We start from the raw sequence: 24,465 nt of genomic DNA on the forward strand, positions 1-24,465 counted from the left end.
TGAAGGAACGTTAAAGACGATGACGTTGATAGGTCGGGTGTGTAAGCGTAGCGATACGTTGAGCTAACCGATACTAATGAACCGTGAGGCTTAACCTTACAACGCCGAAGGTGTTTTGGCGATTTGAGATGATTTTCAGCTCTGATTCAGAGTCCGAAGGATTTTACGCTGAGACAAGGCGGCAAGCGAAGCGATGGAAGGAGCATACTGAAGTATGTGACTGACATTCGCGAGAGCAGCCAACGCAGTATGAGCGTAAAAGACACAGGACGAGCACAAAGAATTTGCCTGGCGGCACTAGCGCGGTGGTCCCACCTGACCCCATGCCGAACTCAGAAGTGAAACGCCGTAGCGCCGATGGTAGTGTGGGGTCTCCCCATGTGAGAGTAGGGAACTGCCAGGCATCAAATTTGCAGTAAAACCGGGGCATTAAACCGGTAGATGTAGAAAAAATTCGGTGGAGCGGTAGTTCAGTCGGTTAGAATACCTGCCTGTCACGCAGGGGGTCGCGGGTTCGAGTCCCGTCCGTTCCGCCACTTATTAAAAGCCCTGAGCATTTGCTCAGGGCTTTTTTGTTTCTTCATCTCCAATTATTGCTAAATCAGCAAAAATCCTCTGCATTTATCGATCTTTTTCCCAACCCAACCTTCAACCATAATGGCCTCAGTTAAGCGAAACGAATAATTAACGAGGAACATCTATCATGGCAATCCCTGCATTTGGTCTTGGCACTTTCCGTCTGCAAGACGACGTAGTCATCAACTCTGTAAAAATGGCGCTGGAGCTGGGCTATCGTACTATCGATACCGCACAGATCTATGAAAACGAAGCCGCTGTTGGTCAGGCTATCGCGGAAAGCGGCGTGCCGCGTGATGAACTGTTCATCACCACCAAAATCTGGATCGAAAACCTGAGCAAAGACAAGCTGATCGCCAGCCTTAAAGAAAGTCTGCAGAAGCTGCGCACCGATTATGTTGATCTGACGCTGATTCACTGGCCGTCGCCGAACGATGCGGTTGCTGTCGAAGAGTTTATGGCTGCGCTGATGGAAGCGAAGAAACTGGGTCTGACCCGTCAGATCGGTATCTCTAACTTCACCATTCCGCTGATGGAGCGTGCGATCGCCGCCGTTGGCGCTGAAAATATCGCGACTAATCAGGTTGAACTGTCTCCGTACCTGCAGAACCGTAAAGTGGTAGATTGGGCGCGTGAACACGGTATCCACATCACCTCTTATATGACGCTGGCCTACGGTAAGGCGCTGAAAGATGAAGTGATTGCCCGTATCGCGGCGAAACATAATGCGACCCCGGCACAGGTTATCCTGGCGTGGGCGATGGGCGAAGGTTATGCGGTTATTCCATCTTCCACCAAGCGTGAAAATCTGGCGAGCAACCTGAAAGCGCTGGATCTGAAGCTGGATGATGAAGATCGTAAAGCGATTGCCGCACTGGATTGCAATGACCGTCTGGTAAGTCCGGAAGGTCTGGCGCCGAAGTGGGATTAATCCACCGATTCCGGCAGGCGGTTGATGCCGCTGCCGGACGATAGTTATTTTACAGCTCCTTCGGGAGCTGTTTGACGTGCTCACTAAGAAAGTCAATAAATGCCCGAATGCGCGTGCTGACGGCTCTGTCGCTGTAATACACCGCACTGAAAGGCATCTCCACCGGCAAGCGCTTGTCGGCAAGTAGCTCCACAAACTCCCCGCTGGCAATCTCTTTATCCACCATATAATCCGATAGGCAGGCAATACCATTGCCGCTAAGACAGAGCTGTTTTAGCGTTTCGCCACTGTTAGAGGTAAGTTCACAACCGACTTCCAGTAATTGGCCATCGCTGGCGGCGATAGGCCAGGTATTTAACGAGACGGGTTCGGTGAACCCCAGACAGAGGTGATCCGCAAGATCTTCCACATTCACCGGCGTGCCGTAGCGGGCGATATAATCAGGTGAGGCGATGATCTTGCGATAACTATTGAATAGCGGGCGGGCGCGCAGGCTGGAATCGGTTAGGGTACCTGCGCGGATCGCGACGTCGACTTTACGCTCTATAAGATTAATGAAGGTTTCCGAGGAAACCAGCGAGAGCGTCATTTCCGGATAACGTTCACGAAACGGTTTTACCAGCGGCATTAAAAAATGCAGCATCACCGGCGTAGCGGCATCCACGCGGAGCAAGCCGCGAGGGGTGGTACGGGTCTCTAAAAGCTCATTTTCAGCAGCCGCCATCTCCTGCAACACCACCTGCATGCGGCGGAAATAACGCTCGCCTTCTTCTGTCAGGCTCAGCTGGCGCGTGGTCCGGTTTAATAAACTAACGCCTAGCTTTGATTCTAGTTTTTTGACTGCCCGGCTGACGGCAGAGTTTGCCTGCCCGAGCTGCTCGGCCGCCCGGCTAAAACTGCCGCTTTCCACTACGGCGACGAAGATAGCGATCTCTTCTGACGTGGCTCTCATTGTTGCACCTATAGCAAAATTCTATTGAGATTTTGATGGTTTTTGTTATTTAAACATCCCTGCATACTACGTGTCATCTTAATCCTGATGCTACGGAGTAAATTATGCCACTGGCGCTACTTGCATTAACCATCGGTGCCTTTGCTATTGGCACTACCGAATTTGTGATCGTCGGTCTGGTACCGACCATTGCCGAACAACTGGCTATCTCGCTGCCGTCTGCGGGCCTGCTGGTTTCCATCTATGCACTGGGTGTGGCCGTTGGCGCGCCGGTACTGACCGCGCTGACCGGCCGTATGCCGCGTAAGCAACTCCTGCTGGCGCTAATGGTGTTGTTTACCGCCGGCAACCTGTTGGCGTGGCAGGCACCGGGTTATGGCACTTTAATTGTGGCCCGCCTGCTGACCGGCCTGGCGCACGGCGTGTTTTTCTCAATCGGCTCGACGATCGCCACTAGCCTGGTGCCAAAAGAGAAAGCCGCCTCGGCCATTGCTATCATGTTCGGCGGCCTGACGGTCGCGCTGGTAACCGGGGTGCCTTTCGGGACTTTCATCGGTCAGCATTTTGGCTGGCGGGAAACGTTCCTCGCGGTATCGATTCTTGGCGTCATTGCGCTTATCAGCAGCTTGATTCTGGTGCCAAATAATATTCCGGGCCGCGCCGGCGCCAGCCTTCGCGATCAGCTGAAAGTCTTGACCCATCCACGCCTGTTGATGATCTACGCGATTACCGCGCTGGGCTATGGCGGCGTGTTTACCGCATTTACTTTCCTTGCGCCGATGATGCAGGAGTTGGCTGGTTTTAGCCCGTCGGCGGTCAGTTGGATCCTGCTGGGTTACGGTATCTCCGTCGCTATCGGTAACGTATGGGGCGGTAAACTGGCTGATAAACATGGCGCTGTCGCCGCGTTGAAATTCATCTTTGCCGCATTAGTCGTGCTGCTGCTGATCTTCCAGCTCACCGCCAGCCTGCACTACGCTGCTTTGGCAACGGTGCTGGTGATGGGGATTTTCGCCTTCGGCAACGTTCCGGGTCTGCAGGTCTATGTGGTGCAAAAGGCAGAACAGTACACGCCGGGCGCCGTTGATGTCGCCTCTGGGTTGAATATCGCCGCCTTCAATATCGGTATTGCCCTTGGGTCGGTCATTGGTGGACAGGCGGTTGAATGGTATGGTCTGGCCCAGACGCCGTGGATCGGCGCGGTAATTGTGTTGGTCGCATTGCTGCTGGTCGTACTGAGCGGTCGTTTAGATAAATCTCCACGCCGTTCGGCAGCCGTTTCTCTCGAAGGATAAGGCTTTCTCGCAAATTGCATTGAAAGTGTATGGGAAAATCCCTATAACAGAAGAACCAGCCGCAGTCGGGCTGGTTTCCTGTTATCGAGGTTCAATGCCCAAATTGCGAAAGAATACCTATGCCATGCGCTATGTCGCCGGACAACCTGCGGAGAGAATCTTGCCTCCGGGGGCGTTTGCGGGCGTCAGTCCGGTTTATCCCGCCGGCGCGCCGTTAAGCAGCGATGAGAAAATTCGCGTGCTGGTGTGGAATATTTTTAAGCAGCAGCGTGCTGAATGGCAGTCGGTACTCAAAAATTTCGGCAAAGACGCGCATCTGGTCCTGTTGCAAGAGGCGCAAACTACCCCGGAACTGGTCAGGTTCGCGACTTCAAACTATCTGGCCGCCGATCAGGTGCCGGCCCTGGTATTGCCGCAGCATCCTTCCGGCGTGATGACGCTGGCCTCCGCTCACCCCATCTATTGCTGTCCGTTGCGCGAGCGCGAACCTATTTTACGTTTGCCTAAATCGGCGTTAGTGACCGTTTATCCGCTGCCCGATGCGCGGCTGTTGATGGTGGTGAATATTCACGCGGTTAATTTTAGTCTCGGCGTCGATGTTTACAGTAAACAGCTGCTGCCAATTGGCGATCAGATTGCCCATCACAGCGGGCCGGTAATCATGGCTGGTGATTTCAACGCCTGGAGCCGCCCGCGGATGAACGCGCTGTACCGCTTTGCGCGTGAGATGTCGTTACGCGAAGTTCGTTTCTCTGACGATCAGCGCCGCCGCGCGTTTGGTCGCCCGCTCGATTTTGTGTTCTACCGTGGATTAAGCGTGCACGATGCTTCCGTGCTGGTGACCCGCGCCTCCGATCACAACCCGCTACTAGTCGAATTCAGTCCCGGCAAGCCTGATTAATTAAGGTATGTCAGGCCTGCCATCGGGCAGGTCTGCGTTCAGCACGATGCTGCCCTTTATTACTCAAACCACCGAAGGACAACACAATGACAACACGCTCTCATCATGACAACGTCGAAAAGCAGTTTGGCTCACAGGCAAGCGCCTATCTGACCAGCGCTGTGCACGCCTCCGGGCGCGATCTGCAGCGTCTGGCGGAACGGCTGGCGGATTTCCCGCAGGCAACGTTGCTGGATATGGGATGCGGGGCAGGGCACGCCAGCTTTACCGCTGCCGGCCAGGTAGCGCAAGTTACCGCGTATGATTTATCGAGCCAGATGCTGGAGGTTGTCGCTCAGGCGGCAAAAGACAAAGGCTTTACCAACATTGTGACTCAGCAGGGGTATGCTGAAAAGCTGCCGTTTGCCGACGCCAGTTTTGATGTGGTGATTAGCCGCTACTCCGCTCACCATTGGCATGATGTCGGCCAGGCGCTGCGCGAGGTGAGACGCGTGCTGAAGCCGGGCGGGGTGATGATCATCATGGACGTGATGTCTCCGGGGCATCCGGTACGTGATGTCTGGCTGCAAACCGTAGAAGCCCTGCGCGACACTTCGCACGTGCGTAATTACTCCAGCGGCGAGTGGCTGGCGCTGGCCAACGACGCAGGTCTGGCGATTAATCATTTATTGACCGACCGTCTGCCGCTGGAGTTTAGCTCCTGGGTCGCGCGGATGCGCACGCCCGAGGCGCTGGCGGAGGCGATTCGCTTATATCAGCAGAGCGCATCGGCGGAGGTTAAAGCCTACTTCGAATTACAGCAGGACGGATCGTTTACCAGCGATACCATCATGTTTGAAGCGCATAAAGCAGTGTAACGCTGGCAATAAAAAAGGCACCGGGGAATCGGTGCCTTTCTCATTATCCTGAAATCAGGATTCAGGTCTGTCGTTGTTCTTCACAAACAACGTCAGCTGATCCCCTGGCTTCAGGTTATCGGTATCGCTGTTCCAGCGCATAACGTCGCGGATATTGACGCCGTGGCGTTTTGCAATGCTCGACAGCGAGTCGCCCTTACGAACACGATAGGTGATGCTATCGCTGTTGTTCGCCAGACGTTGCGCGCTGCTGCCTGCGCCGACAACCAGATTTTGCCCGACTTTAAGCCCAGAACCGCGCAGGTTGTTCCACTGCTGTAGATCCCTGGTGGTGACGCCGAGACGCGAAGCAATCCCGGAAATCGTATCGCCAGAACGTACCTTATAACTACGGCTGGTCAGCGGCGTATTGTCAGCAAGCAGCGTCGGCTGTACGGCGGCAATGTCGCCAGAGGCCAGAGATTCACGCAGTTGAGCTGCGTGCTTCTGAGGCACCATGACGTACTTTGGCCCGCTAGCGCCAAGCGTTGACCCCTTTACCCCAGCGTTGAAGGTTTTCAGCTTGCTAACCGGCATTCCTGCCATGTCCGCGAGTTGAGAAATATCAACCGGACTATCGAGGCGAACGCGCGCCAGCGCCCGGCTTTCATCAGCCGTTGGCAGCTTCACGCCGTAACGCTTGCTGTTTTTGAGAATATCGCTCAAAGCCAGCATTTTTGGTACGTAGACCTTGGTTTCATGCGGCAGCGAGAGCGACCAGAAATCGGTGGGTTTACCACGCGAACGGTTCGCCTTCACGGCCTTCATCACCCGGCCTTCGCCGCTGTTATAGGCTGCGACGGTCAGTAACCAGTCGCCGTCGAACATTTTGTTCAGACGTTGCATCATGTCCAGCGCCGCGGTAGTAGACGCGACGACATCACGACGCGCATCGTAACTGCGGGTCTGTTTTAAACCATAATTGCGCCCTGTGCTCGGAATGATCTGCCAAATGCCTGCGGCATTGGCGCCAGACGTCGCGTGTGGGTCAAAAGCGCTCTCCACTATGGGTAGTAATACCAGTTCCATTGGCATGTTACGTTTCTTAACTTGCCCGGCTATCCAGTACATATACGGTTCAGCCCGTAAAGTTACATCGTGGAGATAGCTCTTATTACGTAAGTACTTCTGTTTCTGTTCGCGAATCCGGGGGTTTTCCGGAATTCCCATCTTTAGCTCGTCGCTTATGGAAGTCCACAGATCCTGGTCTTGCGCGTAGAGGGTTCCATCATCTAACCATCGCGCCTGACTTGTGAACTTGCCTGCTTCCCCTTGACCAGCTGCAGAAAGGCTCTGTGCTCGCTGTTCTACGGTGCCGTCGTGCTTCGACGCCTGGCACCCTACCAGCAGGACAGAGGCGAGTAATATCGCTCGTGCCTTCATGTGTGTGTCAATAGTTGCTTAAAAGACGAGCAAGGATAACGGTGAAGGCCGAGGATGACAAGCGTTAAATCTCAGAAGTCATCTTTCTTTGACCTTAACCATGCAAATCTCTGCGCAGAGTGTTGCAAATTTGTTTCTTTGGCTATTTCTTTAATTAAATCATTGTCATCCGTACGTAAAAATAAATTTATACGGCGTTCATTTTTCAGAGTAACGGGTAGTGTCTTTTGGTTTTTTGCGCGTAACTCATTAACTTTATGGTAGTAATCCTTTATATCCATATCATCTGGCAGGATACTCAATGCAAACTTCATGTTTGCTAAAGTGTACTCATGTGCGCAACAAATTAGTGTGTCAGCGGGAAGGGCGTTTATTTTCATAAATGATTGATACATTTGGTCTGCTGTACCTTCGAACAGTCTGCCACAGCCTCCGGAAAACATTGTATCGCCACAAAATAGATAAGGTTCGCTGTAGAAACAGATATGTCCTAATGTGTGACCGGGAGTGGAGAAAATAGAAAATTCGCGGCCCAAAACAGTAATGCTATCGCCATCAGATACAATATCCGTGCTTCCCTTATCCTGGGTTTCTGCCGGCCCGTAAACCACAAGTTGCGGGAACTTTTGCCGCAGTTCTTTCACACCGCCAACATGATCGTGGTGGTGGTGGGTTAACAAAATCGCTTCTGGCTGCCAGTTGTTTTCTTCAATGGCCGCGAGTACCGGCGCGGCTTCGCCCGGGTCGACTATCACACAACGATGGCTATCGTCGCTAAGAACCCAGATGTAGTTGTCCTGAAATGCAGGAATACTGATAAGATTCATAAATTACCTCTCAAAGCGTTGCGGAAGGTTGCGATGAAGCCGGCAAGGATACCTCATACAATTACAGCTCCAGAGCATTGGTCCAGTATGCCGTGGGGTGAATACTATCGCGAGTCGCTGGAACGGCATATGAAACCGTGGCTGGCTAAATTATATGGCTTTCATCTACTTAAGATTGGCAATCTGAGCGCGGAAATCAATACCGAAGCCTGCGCGATCTCCCATCAGGTGAACGTTTCGCTGGGGGGAAGTCCTATCCAGGTCAAAGCCGACCCGCTGTATCTTCCTTTCGCCGCCAAATCTGTGGATGCCTGTTTACTGGCGCATACTTTGCCATGGTGCAGCGATCCGCACCGGCTGTTGCGGGAAGCTGACCGCGTGCTGATTGACGATGGCTGGATGATTTTGACCGCCTTTAATCCGATGAGCCTCGTCGGATTGCGCAAGGTGACGCCGATTCTGCGAAAAACTATCCCCTATAACAGCCGCATGTTTACCATGACGCGACAGCTTGACTGGCTGGCGCTGCTCAATTTTGAAGTGCTGCACTACGGTCGCTATCAGGTGCTGCCCTGGTCGAAGCTGGGGGGAAAAATGTTAAGTACACATCTGCCGGCTTTGGGGTGTTTGCAGATGATCGTCGCGCGGAAAAGAACCATTCCGCTGACGCTAAATCCGATGAAGTCCGGGAAGGCGAAGACGCAGCTGCGTCCGGCCGTTGGCGCCACCAGGCAGTGGCGCGACGGGGGAAATTAGCTTTCCGGCTGGTAGCCGACGTCGTCCAGCGTGGGGTTAGACGCCGCAGCGCGCGCGAGTTCGTCACAGCGTTCGTTTTCCGGGTGCCCGGCATGGCCTTTGACCCATTCCCACTTAATTTGATGCTGGCCGAGAGCGGCATCAAGACGTTTCCACAGATCGACATTTTTAACCGGCTTTTTGTCCGCGGTTTTCCAGCCGCGTTTTTTCCAGTTATGGATCCACTGGGTTATCCCCTGGCGGACGTACTGGCTATCGGTGCTTAGCACCACTTCGCAATGCTCTTTAAGCGCTTCGAGAGCGACGATGGCAGCCATCAGTTCCATGCGGTTGTTAGTCGTCAGGCGGTAGCCCGCGCTGTAGGTTTTTTCATGCTGGCGATAGCGCATAATAGCGCCGTAGCCGCCAGGACCTGGATTTCCCAGACAAGAACCATCGGTGAAAATTTCTACCTGTTTGAGCATCTCTGGTAGACTTCCTGTAATTGAAATCGATATGTAAACGACAAGTCTGACATAAATGACCGCTATGAGCACTGCAATTACACGACAGATTGTTCTCGATACCGAAACCACCGGTATGAACCAGATCGGCGCCCATTATGAAGGGCATAAGATCATCGAGATCGGCGCCGTAGAGGTGATCAACCGTCGCCTCACCGGTAATAACTTCCATGTTTACCTGAAGCCCGATCGGCTGGTGGACCCTGAGGCCTTCGGCGTTCACGGTATTGCCGATGAGTTCCTCATGGATAAGCCGACATTTGCCGACGTTGCCGATGAGTTCATGGAGTATATCCGCGGCGCGGAGCTGGTCATCCATAACGCATCGTTCGATATCGGCTTTATGGATTATGAATTCAAAAAGCTGAACCGCGGCATTGAGAAAACGGAAACCTTTTGTAAGGTCACCGATAGCCTGGCGCTGGCGCGCAAGATGTTCCCCGGCAAGCGTAACAGCCTCGATGCGCTCTGTTCACGTTATGAAATAGACAACAGCAAGCGTACGCTGCACGGGGCGTTGCTCGATGCCCAGATTCTGGCTGACGTCTATCTGATGATGACCGGCGGGCAGACCAGCATGGCGTTTTCGATGGAAGGGGAAGGCCAACAGCAGGCCGGCGATATTGGAATACAGCGCGTTGTCCGCGCCGCCAGTAAATTACGCGTGGTTTATGCTTCTGACAGCGAGCTGGCGGACCATGAATCGCGTCTCGATCTGGTGCAGAAGAAGGGCGGAAGCTGCCTGTGGCGCGCCTGATTGCCGCCAATATGCGCTAAAAATAGGCGGGTGGGCTAATTTTGCAGCAAACGATTCAAAAGTGAAGAAAAAGCGTTGACGACGATGTAGGGAAACCGTAATATTCGCCTCGTTCCCAACGGAACAACAACGCGGAGCGGTAGTTCAGTCGGTTAGAATACCTGCCTGTCACGCAGGGGGTCGCGGGTTCGAGTCCCGTCCGTTCCGCCACTATTCGAGGCCATGCTATTCATTAGCATGGCCTTTTTGCTTTCTAACGCTTTCTAATATGGCCTCCAGCAGAGCATTCAGTGTATCGACCCGCTTTAGCTGTTTAAGATAGGCCGCCTCATCTGAAAGCCGTTAATCACAACGTTCCCATTTTCATAGCACTTGCTTTACCTGATTTATGGAAGTGACCAGGTTGATATTTACCGGTCGCTTCAGAAGTGACGACCTGTCGATATATTCATTCTGTTCATGCCCCTTCATTTCGGCTCTCTCCCGAATATATTCCGTTTTCAATAACCCGTTTTTATTTTTATTAAGAATAGTTCTGAGAAAAGACTGCAATATTCTGAAAATAGTACAAGTTTGCGCTCTTGCTGTTTTATTCATCCGCCATTGGGTGTAATGTGACCAGAAATGTAAGTTAATGTCACAAAATACAATCATAACGTAAATAACAAAGGCATACAGGAACAGGGATGAAGGTTTTATATCTGGCAGGGATATTGCTGGTTCTGAGTCAGCCAGTTTTCGCAGCCCCGTTATCGCCAGCAGACCGCAACAGCATCGAACAGCAGCAGCAGCAATTGCTTCTTCAGAACCAACAGCAGCGTGAATCGCTGGAGCGCACAGCGCCGCTGGCTCGCCCCTCTACGGCTGAACCGCCTGTGCCAGCATCCGGGCCATGTTTCACCATCAATCGCATTGTGTTGGAAGGGACCACCCTTATTGATGATCGCAGGCAGCGAAAACTCCTTGCGCCCTGGGTGAACCAATGCCTGAATATGGCCCGTATTAATCAGCTTACTAATACAGTTTCGGACTGGTATATCAGCCGCGGATATATAACCAGCCGTGCTTTTCTGACGGAACAGAATTTACGTTCTGGTGAGCTGCATCTGGCTATTCTGGAAGGTCGGCTGGAGAAAATACACATGGATGGCGCGCCCGAGCGTGAGCTGAAAATGACCTTTCCAGGGCTGGAAGGGCGTATTCTTAATCTGCGTGATATTGAACAGGGTATGGAGCAAATTAACCGCACCCGTACCACGCCGGTGCAGATTGAAATATTACCGGGCGATAAGCAGGGATGGTCGATTGTTCATTTGACCGCCACGCCAGAATTTCCTCTTTCCGGCTCAGCCAGTTTTGATAATAGCGGCCAGAAGAATACGGGCGTCGGGCAAATTAACGCAGGGCTGAGCGGTAACAACCTGTTAGGTCTGGCCGATAACTGGTTTGTTTACGGTGGACGCAGCAGCGCGTTTTCGAATACAAAAGATGCACAAAATTTTGCTGCGGGCGTCAGCGTGCCCTACGGCTACAGCCTGCTGGACTATAGCTACAGCTGGAACAACTATCTCAGCACCATCGATAACAACGGCTACCGCTGGCGTTCGACCGGCGATACCGAAACACACCGGGTGAATCTGTCACACGTGCTGTTCCGCAACGGTAATATCAAGACGGGTATCTCCCTGGGCCTGAGCCATCGCATCAATCATAATTATCTGGACGATGTCCTGTTGCAAAGCAGCAGTCGCAAACTGACCAGCCTGCTGTTTGGCCTGAACCATACTCAGAAAATATTTGGTGGCGTAGCCACGTTTAACCCTACCTTCAGCCGCGGTATGCCATGGCTGGATGCCGACAGCGACGGCAGTAAAAATGGTGATTTACCGAAAGCGCAGTTCCGTAAATGGAGCCTGAACGCCAGCTTCCAGCGCCCGCTAGCTGAAAACTTGTGGTGGCTGGCGAGCGCCTACGGGCAGTGGTCACCGGACCGCCTCTACGGTAGCGAACGCATGACCATCGGCGGCGAAAGCTCGGTGCGCGGGTTTAAAGAACAAAGTATCTCCGGCGATAACGGCGCGTACTGGCGAAATGAGCTCAACTACACCCTGTTCATACTGCCGGTGATAGGCCAGGTCAGCGCGCTGGCTGCTGTTGATGGCGGCTGGCTGCATTCCGACAAGCTGGATCGCTATTCAGCTGGCACTCTGTGGGGCACGGCTGTTGGGCTCAATACCGCCAATGGCCACGTTTCCACCGCGTTTACCGTCGGACTGCCCCTTGTTTACCCGGACTGGCTTGGCCCGGATCACGTCAATATTTACTATCGCGTTGCCGTCGCGTTTTAAGGGATTATCGTCATGAAACAGCCTCCCGTCCGCTTTGCCTACCGCGTGCTCAGCTATGTATTAAGCGTCCTGCTCGCTGGACAACCTTTGCTACCTGCGATTTCCGCCACGCTGACGCCAACGGCCAATACCTCCACGGATAAAGCGGCGAATGGCGTGCCGGTCGTGAATATTGCCACACCGAACGGGGCCGGAATTTCGCACAACCGGTTTAAGGATTACAACGTCGGCAAAGAGGGACTGATCCTCAATAACGCCACGGGTAAGCTCAATCAGACGCAGCTTGGCGGGTTGATTAACGGTAACGCCAACCTGCAAGCGGGCAAAGAAGCAAAGGGCATCATCAACGAAGTGACCGGCGGCAACCGCTCACATCTGCAGGGGTATACGGAAGTCGCGGGCAAAGCGGCGAATGTCATGGTCGCTAACCCGTATGGCATCACCTGTAATGGCTGCGGGTTTATCAATACCCCCCAGGCAACGCTGACCACGGGAAAACCTGTTTTTGACGCCAGCGGCAATTTACAGGCGCTGGACGTGAAAAAAGGCAGCATTACCATTGAGGGGCAGGGGCTTGATGCCAGCGGCAGCGATGCGTTGTCGATCATTTCACGCGCAACCGAAGTGAATGCCGCCATTCACGCTAAGGATTTAAACGTGGTGGCCGGGGCCAACCGCGTTGGTACAGACGGCAGCGTACAGGCGCAGCAGGGAGAAGGTAAAGCGCCATCGGTGGCGGTCGATACCGGCGCACTCGGCGGTATGTACGCCAATCGCATCCGGATGGTGTCGAGTGAGAAAGGTGTCGGGGTTAACCTCGGCAATCTTAACGCGCGCCAGGGCGATATCACCCTGGATGCCAGCGGCAGTCTCAGCGTACACCAAAGCCTCACCGGCGGTGCGCTGTCCGCTAAAGGTGAAAACCTGACCCTGACGGGCGATCACAAAGCCAGCGGCAATATATCGCTGAGCAGCCAGGGCGACATTGCCCTGAGCAACGGTTCACTCAATAGCGACGGCGACCTGGTACTGAATGCCAATGGCGCGATTTCAAACGCTAATGAAAAGCTGACTGCCGGACGCGATACGACGCTTACCGCGAAAAATATTAGCCTGGATACCTCCAGCCAGATTAACGCCGCCCGCCATATCGAGGCTAAAGCCAGCGATACGCTGAAAACGCAAGGGCAGATGATAGCCGGGCAAAACCTGACGGTAAGCAGCAACACCCTGACGGTAGGGGGCAAGCTGCTGGCGCGTAACAGCGCTCAGCTGAATGCCAGCGCGCTGAATAATAGCGGTTCCGTTCAGGGCGCTTCCCTAAGCGTGGGCAGCTCTACGCTCAGCAATGCCGGTTCGCTGCTGAGCGGTAGCGACCTGACCGTCAATACTCACGATTTTACCCAAAGCGGCAGTATCGGCGCGAAGGGAAAAGCGGACATCACCGCCAGCGGGAAGCTTATCAACACGGGCTCGCTGGTGAGCGATGCGGTGCTGGCATTGAAGGCGCAGGATGTGACGCAGAACGGCGTGCTGTCCGGTGCCCAGGGGCTGACGATCGCTACGCAGAATCTGACCTCCGGCAAAAATTCGCTGATCCATAGCGATGCCGCCATGACGCTGAATACCGCCACGGCGACGTTGGACGGTGAAACCAGCGCCGGAAGCGATCTTCTGCTGCAGGGCGACAGGCTTGCTACCGCGGCGGGCGGGCAACTTCAAAGCGGTAATAATCTCAGCCTCAGCGCGCGGGAAATGGTGCTTTCGGGCACGCAGGCGGCACAAAAAACCATGACGGTGAATGCCCGCGAAAAGCTCAACCACAGCGGCAAAAGCAGCGCGGCCGAAATCAACCTGAATGCGCCTGCGCTGACCAATAGCGGCGTACTCGTTGCTTCCAGCATGAACACGCAGTCGCAAACCCTGACCAACAGCGGGCTGATCCAGGGCGCCAGCGCACTGCTGATTAACACGCAAGCGCTGGACAACCAGCTGAACGGCACGCTGTACAGCGCGGCAAACCTGGCGCTGTCTGTGCCGGATATTCGCAACAGCGGGCTTATTAGCAGTGACAGCGGTCTGATAATGACGGCGGACGTGCTAAGTCATTCAGGCAAAATCATCGCTGACACGCTGGACATTCAGGCGACCACGCTGAGCAGTGACGGCCTGCTTCAGGGCCGTCACGCACTGACCCTTTCCGGCGACAGCCTTTCGCAGGGGGCAAACGGACGCTGGCTGACGGCGGGTCATTTATCCCTTGATGCCAACACGCTGGTCACCGGCGGGATAACCCAGGGCAGGGATGTCTCGGTTGATGCAGACCGCTGGACCCACAGCGGATCGGCGTTGGCAACGGGCGAACTTGAAGGCACGCTCACCGCTTCCTTGAACAATAACGGCGACCTGATGAGTCAGGGGCGTTTCGCCCTGACTGCGCCGGCGCTGACGAACCATGGTCGCCTGCTTGCATCCGGCGACATGGCGCTTAGCGGTAACCAGATCAGCAGCAATGGTACGCTTCAGGGGAAAACCCTGAGCCTGACCCAGGACGATATCAGTAACCAGGGGACCATTATCGGGCTGAACGCGCTGTCGCTGAACAGCGCTGGCGCATTCGCTAATACTGGCGATTTACTGAGTCAAGGGGAGCTGACTCTCTCCGCCGGCGATATCACCAACGGCGGACGAATACAGGGGCAGAACATCCTTCTTGATGGCGCCCGGCTGACTAACCACGGGGCCATCCAGAGCGCGATCGATTTAGCTCTGACCCTGAGCGATGACATCACTGCCGTTACCGGCAGTAAAATCACCGCCCTGGGCGATGCTCGCCTGACCGGTAAGGCGTTGAGCAACCAAGGGCTTATCAGTGCGAAAACGCTGGAGGTGGAAGGGGATTCGCTCAGCAACGACGGTGAAATCAGCGGTGTTAACGGCCTGAGCGTCACGCTGCATAGCGGCCTGCAGCAGCAGGGCAAACTGCTGACTGGCGGTAAGCTGGCGCTGAAAGCCGGTAACATCAGCAACAGCGGGCAGCTTCAGGGGGCTGATATCCAACTCAGCGCCAGTACACTGATCAACAGCGGTCGCATTCAGGGCGATAGCGCTCTGACGCTCACTCTGCTGAACGCACTCACCAACCAGACGAACGGCGTTATCCTCAGCCAGGATGCGCTCAGCATCACTGCGCCATCGCTCATGAATGACGGCACGATTCAGGGCAACGGTAAAACCACGCTCAGCGCGGCAACGCAGGCCCGCAACGACGGCAAAATTCTCTCCGGCGGTGGCCTGGTATTCACCACGCCGGACTACAGCGGCAGCGGCTGGCTACAGGCCACGAACCTGGTGCTGAACGTGGCGAAGTTTGCCAGCAGCGGTACCGTGCTGGCGGCGAACCAGGCGACGCTCACAGGTGACAGTTTGACCAACAGCGGTACCTTCCAGGCCGCACAGCTGAACGTAAACGCGCAATTCGTCAACAACGGCGGCACGCTGCTGGGTAATCAGGGGCTGAGCATCAACGCCAGCACCATCAATAATGAGAATGGCAAATTATTCAGCGGCGGTGACCTGCTGGCCGAAACGGTCTCCCTCAGCGGCGCGGGCCAGATTGTGGCGCTCGGTAACCTGGCGCTGAAGCTGGTCAACAGCTGGACGTCACAGGGGGTTGTGGCCTCGAACAAACAGCTTTCTGTCAGTACCCGGGGGGATATCACCAACAATGCCACCCTGCAGGGTGACGGCATTACCCTGGACGCGGCGGGTAAGCTGACGAATAACGGCCAGCTTACGGCAGGCGGTGGTACCGCTTCGCTTTCCGGCAGCCAGATTGCCATGAACGCCAGCGGCACTCTGCAGGCGGGCGGGGACGTCAGCCTGGCCAGCCGGGGCAGTATCATCCTCGACGGTTTTACCGGCACGGCGGGCAATCTGCTCCTGAACGCGACAGGTGCGATCGTCAACACCGCCCTGCTGTATGCGGGTAATAATCTCGCCCTTTACGCCAACAGCATCCAGAACCTGCATGGCGATATGCTGGCAGGCAATAACCTGGTGATGCAGAAAGACGCCAGCGGCGCGGCGAATGCCGAAGTGATTAATAGCTCCGGTAATATTGAGACTATTAACGGTGATATCACCATCAAGACCGGGCATTTGCTGAATACGCGGGATGGGCTAACGACAAAAACAACGCATATCGATGGTGGACAGAGTATTCCGGGGATGGGGAATTCGATGATTAACGTCGATATCAGCCAGCTTGCCGACGGTACTTATGGAATGACCAGCCGGGTGGCAGAAAGACAGGTGGGGCCATGTAACGGCCATGGAGCCTGTAACTATGTCCACTGGAATCAGTTTTACTATGCAATGTATGCCGGTTCGGCAGAGCAAAAGTTCATCAGTAGTCAGACGCGAACTGACGTTACCAGCAACGGCGGAGCATCCAGAATTGGCTCCGGCAAAAATCTCACGATCGATGCAGGCTCACTGGAGAATTTTGCCAGTAATATTTTGGCGAATAGTAATGTCAGTCTGACCGGGGGCACCCTTAATAATCAGAGTTGGCAGTCAGGTACAGTTACTGACTGGTTCGTCTATCAGTACGATTCACGCCGATATGGATACGCAGTCGAGCCGGGGGGGCGTTATCCGACGGACGGAAATAAGTATCATGATGTTATGCCTGAAAGCACGTCCATTGCGTTTACGCTTAAAGGACATGATTCAAGTACAGAGCTCGGCGAAATTTACCGCGCGGTTATTCAGGCGGGCGGCAACGTCTCAGCCAACTTCAACAGTGACATCAGCAATACCAATACGATGTCTAATGCCGACAAGATCAGCAACACCATCGTTGCCCCAAACCTGAATACGCCTTCAGCGCAAAGCATCGGTAGCGACGCGAGCCAGCAGGCGCTTGTGGAGGCTGCAACCCCGGCTATCACCGCTCCAGACTGGAAAGACAGTACCGCCAGCCAAACTATCGGCGAAGGTACCGTACTCGCCCCCGGCGGCATGGATAGCAACTACCCACTGCCTTCCGGTAATAATGGCTACTTTGTGCCGTCGACCGATCCGGACAGCCCGTATCTCATCACCGTTAACCCAAAACTCGACGGTCTGGGTCAGCTCGATCCGTCGTTGTTTGGCGACCTGTACAACCTGCTCGGCATGAACCCGGGCACGGCCCCACGTGAGACGGGTAGCCAGTATACCGATGTCAGTCAGTTCCTCGGTTCTTCGTACATGCTTGGCCGCCTCAACCTGAATCCGGACAAGGATTACCGCTTCCTTGGCGACGCGGCGTTTGATACCCGCTATGCGTCAAACTATGTACTGAACCAGACCGGGCAGCGCTACATCAATGGGCTGGGGTCAGACCTCGACCAGATGCGTTACCTGATGGACAACGCCGCCAGCGCGCAACGCGCGCTCGGTCTGACGTTTGGCGTGGCGTTGACCGCCGACCAGGTGGCGGCGCTCGACCACAGTATTCTCTGGTATGAAAGCGCCACGATTAACGGACAGACGGTGATGGTGCCAAAAGTCTATCTGTCGCCAAAAGATGTGACGGTGCAGAGCGGTAGCGTGATTAGCGGCAATAACGTGCAGTTAGCGGGCGGTAACGTTACCAACAGCGGCAGTGCTCTGCTGGCGCAGAATGGCCTTACCATCGACAGCAGCAACAGCATTAACAACCTCAACGCGGGTCTCATCCGGGCTGGCGGCGGGCTGGACCTGAGCGCGCTGGCCGATATTAACAATATCGGCTCCGTCATCAGCGGTAAGACGGTGCAGCTGGAAAGCACCGATGGCAGCATCAACAACATCACCCGTACGCAGCTGTGGAGCGTGGGCGGTGACAGCCGTCGCGAAAGTGTCCACATAAGTGGCACCGATGTCGGACAAACCGCCTCCATCAGCGCCAGCGATGGTCTTTATATGGCAGCGGCGAACGACATCAATATCACCGGCGCGAAAGTAAACGCGGGCGGCGACCTCGCCATGGATGCCGGCAATAGCATCAATATCGCCGCTAACCAGATAACCGACAGCAGCAGCCGATCAGGTGTTTGGGGCCAGAAAAACACCAGTACATCCTCCACCTCAAATCAGGGCAGCAGCATTACGGCGGGCGGTAACGCGGTAATGCAGGCGGGCAACGATCTGAACGTGACGGCGAGCGCTATCAATGCGGGTAAAACCGCGCAGCTGGTGGCGGAAAATGATCTGAACCTGAACGCGGCGGACAGCGGGCAGACCAGCCGCACGGGCGGCAGTGAAAGTCATCAGGGCAGCGCCGACAGAACAACGATTTCAGCGGGCGACAACGTAACGCTGGTTGTCGGACGGGACGTGACCAGCCAGGCGGCAGGCCTCGCGGCGGAAGGGAATGTCGGGATCCAGGCCGGGCGCGACGTTAATCTGCTGGCGGAAGAGTCTGTGACCGGTAGCAGCTCACACTCGAAAAAGAAAACCGTTATCGATGAATCCGTGCGCCAGCAGGGGACCGAAATCGCCAGCTCCGGCAACACCACCATCGTCGCCGGACGCGACGTCAACGCCGAAGCGGCGCAGGTGACCGCCAGCGGGGATATCGGCGTGGCGGCAGGCCGCGATGTGAACCTGACCACGGCGACGGAAAGTGATTACCACTACAGGGAAGAGACAAAGACCAAAAAAGGGTTCCTTAGCAAGAAAACGACTCACACCATCGAGGAAGACAGTGCGACCCGTGAAGCAGGTACCTTGCTTTCCGGCGACAGCGTCACCGTGCAGGCGGGCAACAACCTGCTGGTGAAAGGCTCCTCCGTAGTGGGCGATAACAGCGTGGCGCTCGATGCAGGTAATAACGTCGATATCGTGGCCGCGACCAACACGGATACCTCCTGGCGCTTTAAGGAAGAGAAAAAATCCGGCCTGATGGGCACCGGGGGTATCGGGATCAGTATCGGCAGTAGCAAGACTACCCACGATTTACGCGAGGCGGGCACCACGCAAAGCCAGAGCTTCAGCACCGTCGGATCTACGGGCGGTAACGTGGTTATCGCTGCCGGAAACCAGGCGCACATCGGCGGCGCAGACCTGATTGCCGGGAAGGACATGAGTCTCAGCGGCAGTAGCGTCATCATCGACCCGGGCCACGACAAACGTACCCGCGATGAAACTTTCGAGCAGAAGAAAAGTGGGCTGACGCTGGCGCTTTCGGGCACTGTCGGCAGCGCGATTAATAATGCGGTTACGGCGGCACAGGATACCAAAGAGGAAAGTGACGGACGGCTCAAAGCGCTTCAGGCCACTAAAACTGTGCTCTCCGGTGTGCAGGCCGGACAGGCGGCTGAGGCGGCTGACCTGACGGCCGACCCGAACGCGATGGGCGTCAGCCTCTCGCTGACCACGCAGAAATCCAAATCGCAGCAGCACGCTGAGAGCGATACGATAACGGGCAGCACGCTGAATGCAGGCAACAATCTCTCCATTACCGCGAATGGAAAAGGTAAGGGCCCGAACAGCGGCGATATCGTTATTGCCGGAAGCCAGGTGAAAGCGGGCGGCGACACGCTGCTGGACGCCAGGCATGACGTCATTCTCAGTGGGGCTGCTAACACTCAACAGTCCAGCGGCAAGAACAGCAGCAGCGGAGGCGGTGTCGGCGTAAGTATTGGTGCAGGCAAAGGCGCCGGTATCAGCGTGTTTGCCAATGTCAACGCAGCCAATGGCAAAGATAAAGGTAACGGTACCGACTGGACTGAAACCACTATCGACAGCGGCAAGACCGTCACCATTAAGAGCGAGAATGACACCGTGCTCAATGGGGCACAGGTTAGCGGCAATAAAATTGTCGCCAATGTGGGGCACGACCTGCTGATGAGCAGCCAGCAGGACAGCAACAAATACGACAGCAAGCAGAGCAGCGTGGCGGCGGGCGGCAGCTTCACCTTCGGCAGCATGACGGGCTCCGGCTATATCTCTGCCTCCCAGGACAAGATGAAGAGCCGCTTTGACTCTGTTGCCGAACAAACCGGGATGTTCGCCGGTGATGGCGGCTTTGATATCACCGCGGGCAACCATACCCAACTGGATGGCGCAGTGATTGCCTCCACGGCCACGGCGGACAAAAACAGCCTCGATACCGGTACGCTGGGCTTCAGCGACCTGCACAACGAAGCGGACTTCAAAACCCAGCACTCAGGCATCAGCATCAGCGGCGCGGGCAGCTTCGGCGACCAGTTCAAGGGCAATATGCCGGGTGGGATGATTGCGGCGGCGGGCAACAGTGGGCATGCCGAAGGCACGACTCAGGCCGCTGTGGCTGACGGCACCATCATCATTCGCGACAAGGATAATCAGAAGCAGGATGTGGCGAACCTGAGCCGCGACACCAAACATGCCAACGACAGCATCAGCCCGATCTTCGACAAGGAGAAGGAGCAGAACCGTCTGAAGGAAATCGGGATGATCAGCGATATCGGCGGTCAGGTGGCGGATATCGCGCGGACGCAGGGTGAGCTGAGTGCGCTGAAGGCTGCGCAGGATAAATACGGGCCTGTTCCTGCGGATGCGACGGAAGAACAGCGGCAGGCATATCTGGCAAAACTGCGTGATACGCCGGAATACAAAAAGGAACAGGAAAAGTATGGCACCGGCAGCGACATTCAGCGCGGCATCCAGGCAGCAACTGCAGCGCTTCAGGGGCTCGCGGGCGGTAATTTAGCGGGTGCACTGGCGGGGGCTTCGGCTCCGGAACTGGCGCATCTGCTGAAATCGACAGAAGATAACCCTGCTGTCAATGCCATAGCACACGCGATCCTTGGTGGCGCGGTTGCTGCGCTTCAGGGAAATAGTGCGGCAGCGGGCGCGATTGGTGCAGGGGGCGGAGAGCTGGCGGCACGTGCTATTGCCAATATGCTCTACCCTAATGTAGATAAACTTTCTGAAGAACAGAAGCAGACAGTCAGTGCGCTGGCAAGCATATCTGCGGGTATGGCTGGAGGGATCGCTACAGGGAATACAGTTGGGGCCGCGACGGGTGCCGGTGCCGGGAAGAATGCGGTTGAGAATAACTATCTGAGCCGTGATGAGGCCGCCGAGAAGGCTTCGCTGGAATACAAGCTGAAAAATGGCTTGCTATCCGGCGATGATAAAACTAAAGCTGAAGCGCGGCTTGGCCAGCTTGATGAAACAGATAAAGCGCGTGATGCAGCGATAGCGGCGGCATGTCCGCCGGGAAGCAAGAGCAGTGGTGCCTGTGGCGCACTAGTTGGCCCGGCGCAAAAAGCGCTGGCCGAGTATGGCGAAAACGTTACTTACTCGTTGTTGTATAAAGACCTGTATCCGCAGGATACGAAGAACCTGGAAACGGTGCTTCAGGGACTGGATGCCGGCAGTATCACCCGCGATCAGGCTATCACCGAGATAGCGAAAGCGTCAGGGGTAAGCTGGGAAACAGCGGCAGAACGTTATGATACGGCGCTACAAACACAGGCTATTGTCGGAGCGATTGCAGGGTTCAAAGGGATTGGTTCAGTAAGTAAAACTGTTGTCGTTGAAGTAGCCTCTGGTGAAAAAGTCAGTATGGCAACGAAAGGGAAAGTTACTGAAGTGACTTATCCCGATGGACTCAGCTTTAAAATTGAACAGCCTGAACATCTGTCTCAACTTGCAGGCTACTCACAGAAAAAAGGGATCACAGGTGCACATAATGCGGACGCTTTTTATTCAACTGTAAGTGAAAAAGGAGTAAAAATCGTAGGTGAATCTCAAACTGGTGTGAAGGGAATAACAGAAATTCAGTATCAGATACCTGCGTATGATCGTGCTGGTAACGTGATTGGTTATAAAGAAAAACCACTCACTAAAACTATCTATGATCCCAAAGTATTTTCGGAGCAGAAAATTCTTGATTTAGGTCAGCAGGCGGCTGCTAATGGGTACAAAGCAGCTCTGGCCTCAGGGGCAAGAGAATACACGGCAAATGCTGGCGGAGTGAATTTTAGAGTCTATCTTGACCCTAAAACAGGAACAATAGAGAATTTCTTCCCGGTGACAGTAAAATGAATGAATATATTTTTACACATATAGACTATGACAACGATCCAGAATGGGCTATTAAGGATTTTTTTAACTCAATAAATCTTTATGGAAAATTTATATTTGGAATTCAATATGTTGTAAATAAAATTGGTTTTGTAATCGACGAAACTTATTGCACTTTTCCTGATTGGGAAGATCCAGATCCTGAATGTCATTTTAAAGGGATAATATTTGGTGTCTGGGGAGGAGAAATTATTGTTCCTGAGCCAATAGGATTTAAATATGTTCGTCTGGCCTGTGAAAAATATCTTCAGTTACACCCTGAAGATACTGAAAAAGTAAACGAGTTACTGGCTAAAATCCCATCCTGAGTAAAGATCCCGGCCCCAGCGCCGGGATCGTTTTATTAGCCATCAGCCTTACCCAAAATGCCCGTTCCCGCGCTTGATCAGCGGCACATCTCCGGTGTCGTTCAGCGCCCCGGAGATGCCTTGAACCACTGGGTTAATTTGGGTCGGTTGACGCTGGCAACGCTTAAGCCCTCGGCGCAGCCGTACAGCTCGCGAGTGTTCTGGGTGGTGATAACGATGCAGTCGGGCATAACCTCACCCCCACCTCACCCCCACCTCACCCCTACTGCACTGGCTGCGCGCGGCTCGCAGCCGCAGTGCTCCTTGCTCGTTCCCGTGCTCGCCATCTCCGCCCCGTGCGGCCCCGCCGAGGGCCTCCCTGCTTAAACCTTTGCATGCGAACCCGGTCCAGTAAGGAAACAGGTAATGGCAGAAGCTGACGCCGCTGCTATGATGCGGGAGTTACAGGTACAGACACCACGGCGGGGCGGTAGCGTGTCGTGGGGCAAAAACGCGTACCCTAATGTAGATAAACTTTCTGAAGAACAGAAGCAGACAGTCAGTGCGCTGGCGAGCATATCTGCGGGTATGGCTGGAGGGATCGCTACAGGGAATACAGCTGGAGCAGCGACGGGTGCCGGTGCCGGGAAGAATGCGGTGGAGAATAACTTTTTGAGTGATAAGGACATCACGACTTTCACCGAAAAGTATGCGAATGCGAAAACGGATGCTGAGAGAGAGCAGCTTCTGTCTGACCTGAAAAAACTGGATGCAGATAAGCAAAAACAAGCCCTTGCTACAGCTATTCCGGTTAACGAGCAGAAAGCAGAGCTGGAAAAACTGAAAGTACTGCAAGCTTCACCTGACTGTAATGCTCAATGCCAGCAACTGGTTGCTTATTCAATCTCTGAACTGGAGCCAGTAGCGAATAATACAGAACTGCATAAAAACAACCTGAGCAAAGCGGTTCTTGCGTCGGTGATTGTGGCGTTTACACTAGATAAACCATCATCAGGAAACGGAAAGGCTTCTCAGGGAACAGCAGCTACGGGTAAGTCTGGTACGTCAGCTATTGATAGTATTGTTAAGGGAGGTGAACAGGCGGGGAAAAATCTTGCTAAAAGCGAAACTGCACTTCTTAATGATGCCAGCAAGCAATTAGATAAATATGTAAATTCTTTTGCGGGTAGCAAGTACAAACCAGCGACAGCAATTGGTGCCGTTGATCCTCTGACAGGAAAAATAGTGACGACATCTAATGGCGCTGTACCTACCGTAGTTGCTCCAGAGTTGCAGGCCTATGCTGATAAGTTAGGCGGGTTGGGAGTAAAAACTGTGTGTGGAAAAACATTAGGCCGTTGTGCGGAGTTTAGAGCAGCAAATGAGCTTTTATTGTCAAATCCAAGTTTAAAACTTAAAGATATTCAGTTCACTCCTGCGATTCGACCAAGAACCGGAGAAGTGGTTCCTCGTTGTGAAAACTGTAAAAACATCTTTGGTGCTGAATAATGATGTATATGGATGATGATTTTTTAGAAAATGATTTGGACTGGTTTTTATCCGGTCAGGATGGCTTTTTAGCTCACTTTGCAACTGGTGGGAAAGGCCCAGTTCCAGATAAAATTAAAGAATCTATTGATAATTATGAATTAATTTATGATTACTTCTATTCTCTGGAGCCTTTATCTGACGTCGAGGTTATTGAATACAATCTTCCTGATTTTTCAGATGAGGAACAGCGCTCTCGCTATTTGAAGTCATTCATAGAAATGTCACGTAAAGGATTATTTAGTTATGACTATAGGAATGGCGAGTATAAGTTAATATCAAAACCTCTATACCCGTTGAGATATAGTGTATTACCAGATGATATAAAAGGAGTTATTTATATCTCACCTGAAAATATCTCATGAGTGGAATAAGCTGGCTATATAACATGACGATCC

General features: G+C 54.0%; 14 protein-coding genes, 2 tRNA genes, 2 rRNA genes and 5 pseudogenes. 18 read left to right on the forward strand and 5 right to left on the reverse strand.

All coding sequences use genetic code 11. From position 1 onward, the window contains the following. The 4 genes from AC22LX_RS13185 to dkgB form a co-directional block, all read left to right on the forward strand. A 23S ribosomal RNA gene (locus tag AC22LX_RS13185) occupies nt 1-98 on the forward strand; the annotation flags it as partial. 189 nt (nt 99-287) lie between these two features. After that, nucleotides 288-403 (forward strand): 5S ribosomal RNA (gene rrf, locus AC22LX_RS13190). Nucleotides 404-459: 56 nt separating this feature from the next. Continuing rightward, nucleotides 460-536 (forward strand) — tRNA-Asp (locus tag AC22LX_RS13195). Nucleotides 537-703: 167 nt separating this feature from the next. Continuing rightward, nucleotides 704-1,507 (forward strand): 2,5-didehydrogluconate reductase DkgB, encoded by an 804-nt coding sequence (dkgB, locus tag AC22LX_RS13200; protein WP_049061038.1) that lies wholly within the window; start codon nt 704-706, stop codon nt 1,505-1,507. A gap of 49 nt (nt 1,508-1,556) precedes the next feature. On the opposite strand, the gene yafC is transcribed toward dkgB, so the two are convergent. Further along, nucleotides 1,557-2,459 carry a DNA-binding transcriptional regulator YafC gene (yafC, locus tag AC22LX_RS13205; RefSeq protein ID WP_047047173.1) on the reverse strand — a complete coding sequence of 301 codons (903 nt, stop codon included), beginning with the start codon at nt 2,457-2,459 and terminating at the stop codon, nt 1,557-1,559. Between the two features lie 104 nt (nt 2,460-2,563). On the opposite strand from yafC, the gene AC22LX_RS13210 reads away from it, so the two are divergent. From AC22LX_RS13210 to AC22LX_RS13220, 3 genes are all read left to right on the forward strand, one after another. Beyond that, nucleotides 2,564-3,754, forward strand: a complete 1,191-nt coding sequence (locus tag AC22LX_RS13210) for an MFS transporter (protein ID WP_045397923.1) — start codon at nt 2,564-2,566, stop codon at nt 3,752-3,754. Between the two features lie 103 nt (nt 3,755-3,857). Then, nucleotides 3,858-4,655 (forward strand): endonuclease/exonuclease/phosphatase family protein, encoded by a 798-nt coding sequence (locus tag AC22LX_RS13215; protein ID WP_015704463.1) that lies wholly within the window; start codon nt 3,858-3,860, stop codon nt 4,653-4,655. Nucleotides 4,656-4,741: 86 nt separating this feature from the next. Beyond that, entirely contained in the window at nt 4,742-5,512 is a 771-nt protein-coding gene (locus AC22LX_RS13220) for a class I SAM-dependent methyltransferase (RefSeq protein WP_045397920.1), read from the forward strand. A 54-nt stretch (nt 5,513-5,566) separates the two neighbouring features. Here AC22LX_RS13220 and mltD read toward each other — a convergent pair whose 3' ends face one another. Both mltD and gloB read right to left on the reverse strand, forming a co-directional pair. Continuing rightward, complete coding sequence (mltD, locus tag AC22LX_RS13225; RefSeq protein ID WP_045397918.1) at nt 5,567-6,934, reverse strand: murein transglycosylase D; 1,368 nt, start codon at nt 6,932-6,934, stop codon at nt 5,567-5,569. A gap of 71 nt (nt 6,935-7,005) precedes the next feature. After that, nucleotides 7,006-7,761 carry a hydroxyacylglutathione hydrolase gene (gene gloB, locus AC22LX_RS13230; protein ID WP_045397916.1) on the reverse strand — a complete coding sequence of 252 codons (756 nt, stop codon included), beginning with the start codon at nt 7,759-7,761 and terminating at the stop codon, nt 7,006-7,008. A 33-nt stretch (nt 7,762-7,794) separates the two neighbouring features. On the opposite strand from gloB, the gene AC22LX_RS13235 reads away from it, so the two are divergent. Beyond that, nucleotides 7,795-8,517 (forward strand): class I SAM-dependent methyltransferase, encoded by a 723-nt coding sequence (locus AC22LX_RS13235; protein ID WP_045397913.1) that lies wholly within the window; start codon nt 7,795-7,797, stop codon nt 8,515-8,517. Here the strand turns inward: AC22LX_RS13235 and rnhA are convergent. After that, complete coding sequence (gene rnhA / locus AC22LX_RS13240) at nt 8,514-8,981, reverse strand: ribonuclease HI (RefSeq protein WP_015368126.1); 468 nt, start codon at nt 8,979-8,981, stop codon at nt 8,514-8,516. The two genes, AC22LX_RS13235 and rnhA, sit on opposite strands and share 4 nt — an antisense overlap. Before the next feature lie 64 nt (nt 8,982-9,045). On the opposite strand from rnhA, the gene dnaQ reads away from it, so the two are divergent. From dnaQ to cdiI, 8 genes and pseudogenes are all read left to right on the forward strand, one after another. After that, a complete protein-coding gene (gene dnaQ / locus AC22LX_RS13245; protein ID WP_015368125.1) occupies nt 9,046-9,777 on the forward strand; it encodes a DNA polymerase III subunit epsilon in 732 nt (243 codons plus the stop codon). Nucleotides 9,778-9,910: 133 nt separating this feature from the next. Then, a tRNA-Asp gene (locus AC22LX_RS13250) sits at nt 9,911-9,987 on the forward strand. Between the two features lie 476 nt (nt 9,988-10,463). After that, the gene (locus AC22LX_RS13255) at nt 10,464-12,125 is read left to right on the forward strand and encodes a ShlB/FhaC/HecB family hemolysin secretion/activation protein (protein ID WP_045397901.1); all 1,662 of its coding nucleotides are present in this window, start codon (nt 10,464-10,466) and stop codon (nt 12,123-12,125) included. Between the two features lie 12 nt (nt 12,126-12,137). Continuing rightward, a pseudogene (locus AC22LX_RS13260) lies at nt 12,138-16,370 on the forward strand (two-partner secretion domain-containing protein); the annotation flags it as partial. A gap of 1,683 nt (nt 16,371-18,053) precedes the next feature. After that, nucleotides 18,054-18,185 (forward strand): annotated as a pseudogene (locus AC22LX_RS13265) (hemagglutinin repeat-containing protein); the annotation flags it as partial. Nucleotides 18,186-18,227: 42 nt separating this feature from the next. Next, nucleotides 18,228-21,419, forward strand: a pseudogene (locus AC22LX_RS13270) (hemagglutinin repeat-containing protein); the annotation flags it as partial. Nucleotides 21,420-21,821: 402 nt separating this feature from the next. Beyond that, nucleotides 21,822-22,193: pseudogene (locus tag AC22LX_RS13275) on the forward strand (CdiA family toxin C-terminal domain-containing protein); the annotation flags it as partial. Continuing rightward, a complete protein-coding gene (gene cdiI, locus AC22LX_RS13280; RefSeq protein ID WP_045398321.1) occupies nt 22,190-22,540 on the forward strand; it encodes a ribonuclease toxin immunity protein CdiI in 351 nt (116 codons plus the stop codon). The pseudogene AC22LX_RS13275 and the gene cdiI, both read left to right, overlap by 4 nt. A 101-nt stretch (nt 22,541-22,641) precedes the next feature. Here the strand turns inward: cdiI and AC22LX_RS13285 are convergent, their stop codons facing one another. Then, entirely contained in the window at nt 22,642-22,770 is a 129-nt protein-coding gene (locus AC22LX_RS13285) for a hypothetical protein (protein WP_263303199.1), read from the reverse strand. A 256-nt stretch (nt 22,771-23,026) separates the two neighbouring features. Between AC22LX_RS13285 and AC22LX_RS13290 the strand changes: the two are divergent. After that, a pseudogene (locus AC22LX_RS13290) lies at nt 23,027-23,197 on the forward strand (VENN motif pre-toxin domain-containing protein); the annotation flags it as partial. Between the two features lie 839 nt (nt 23,198-24,036). Then, nucleotides 24,037-24,432 (forward strand): hypothetical protein, encoded by a 396-nt coding sequence (locus AC22LX_RS13295; protein WP_072251447.1) that lies wholly within the window; start codon nt 24,037-24,039, stop codon nt 24,430-24,432. The last annotated feature ends 33 nt before the right edge of the window (nt 24,433-24,465 follow it).

It is taken from the genome of Klebsiella sp. PK01, from assembly GCF_057624675.1.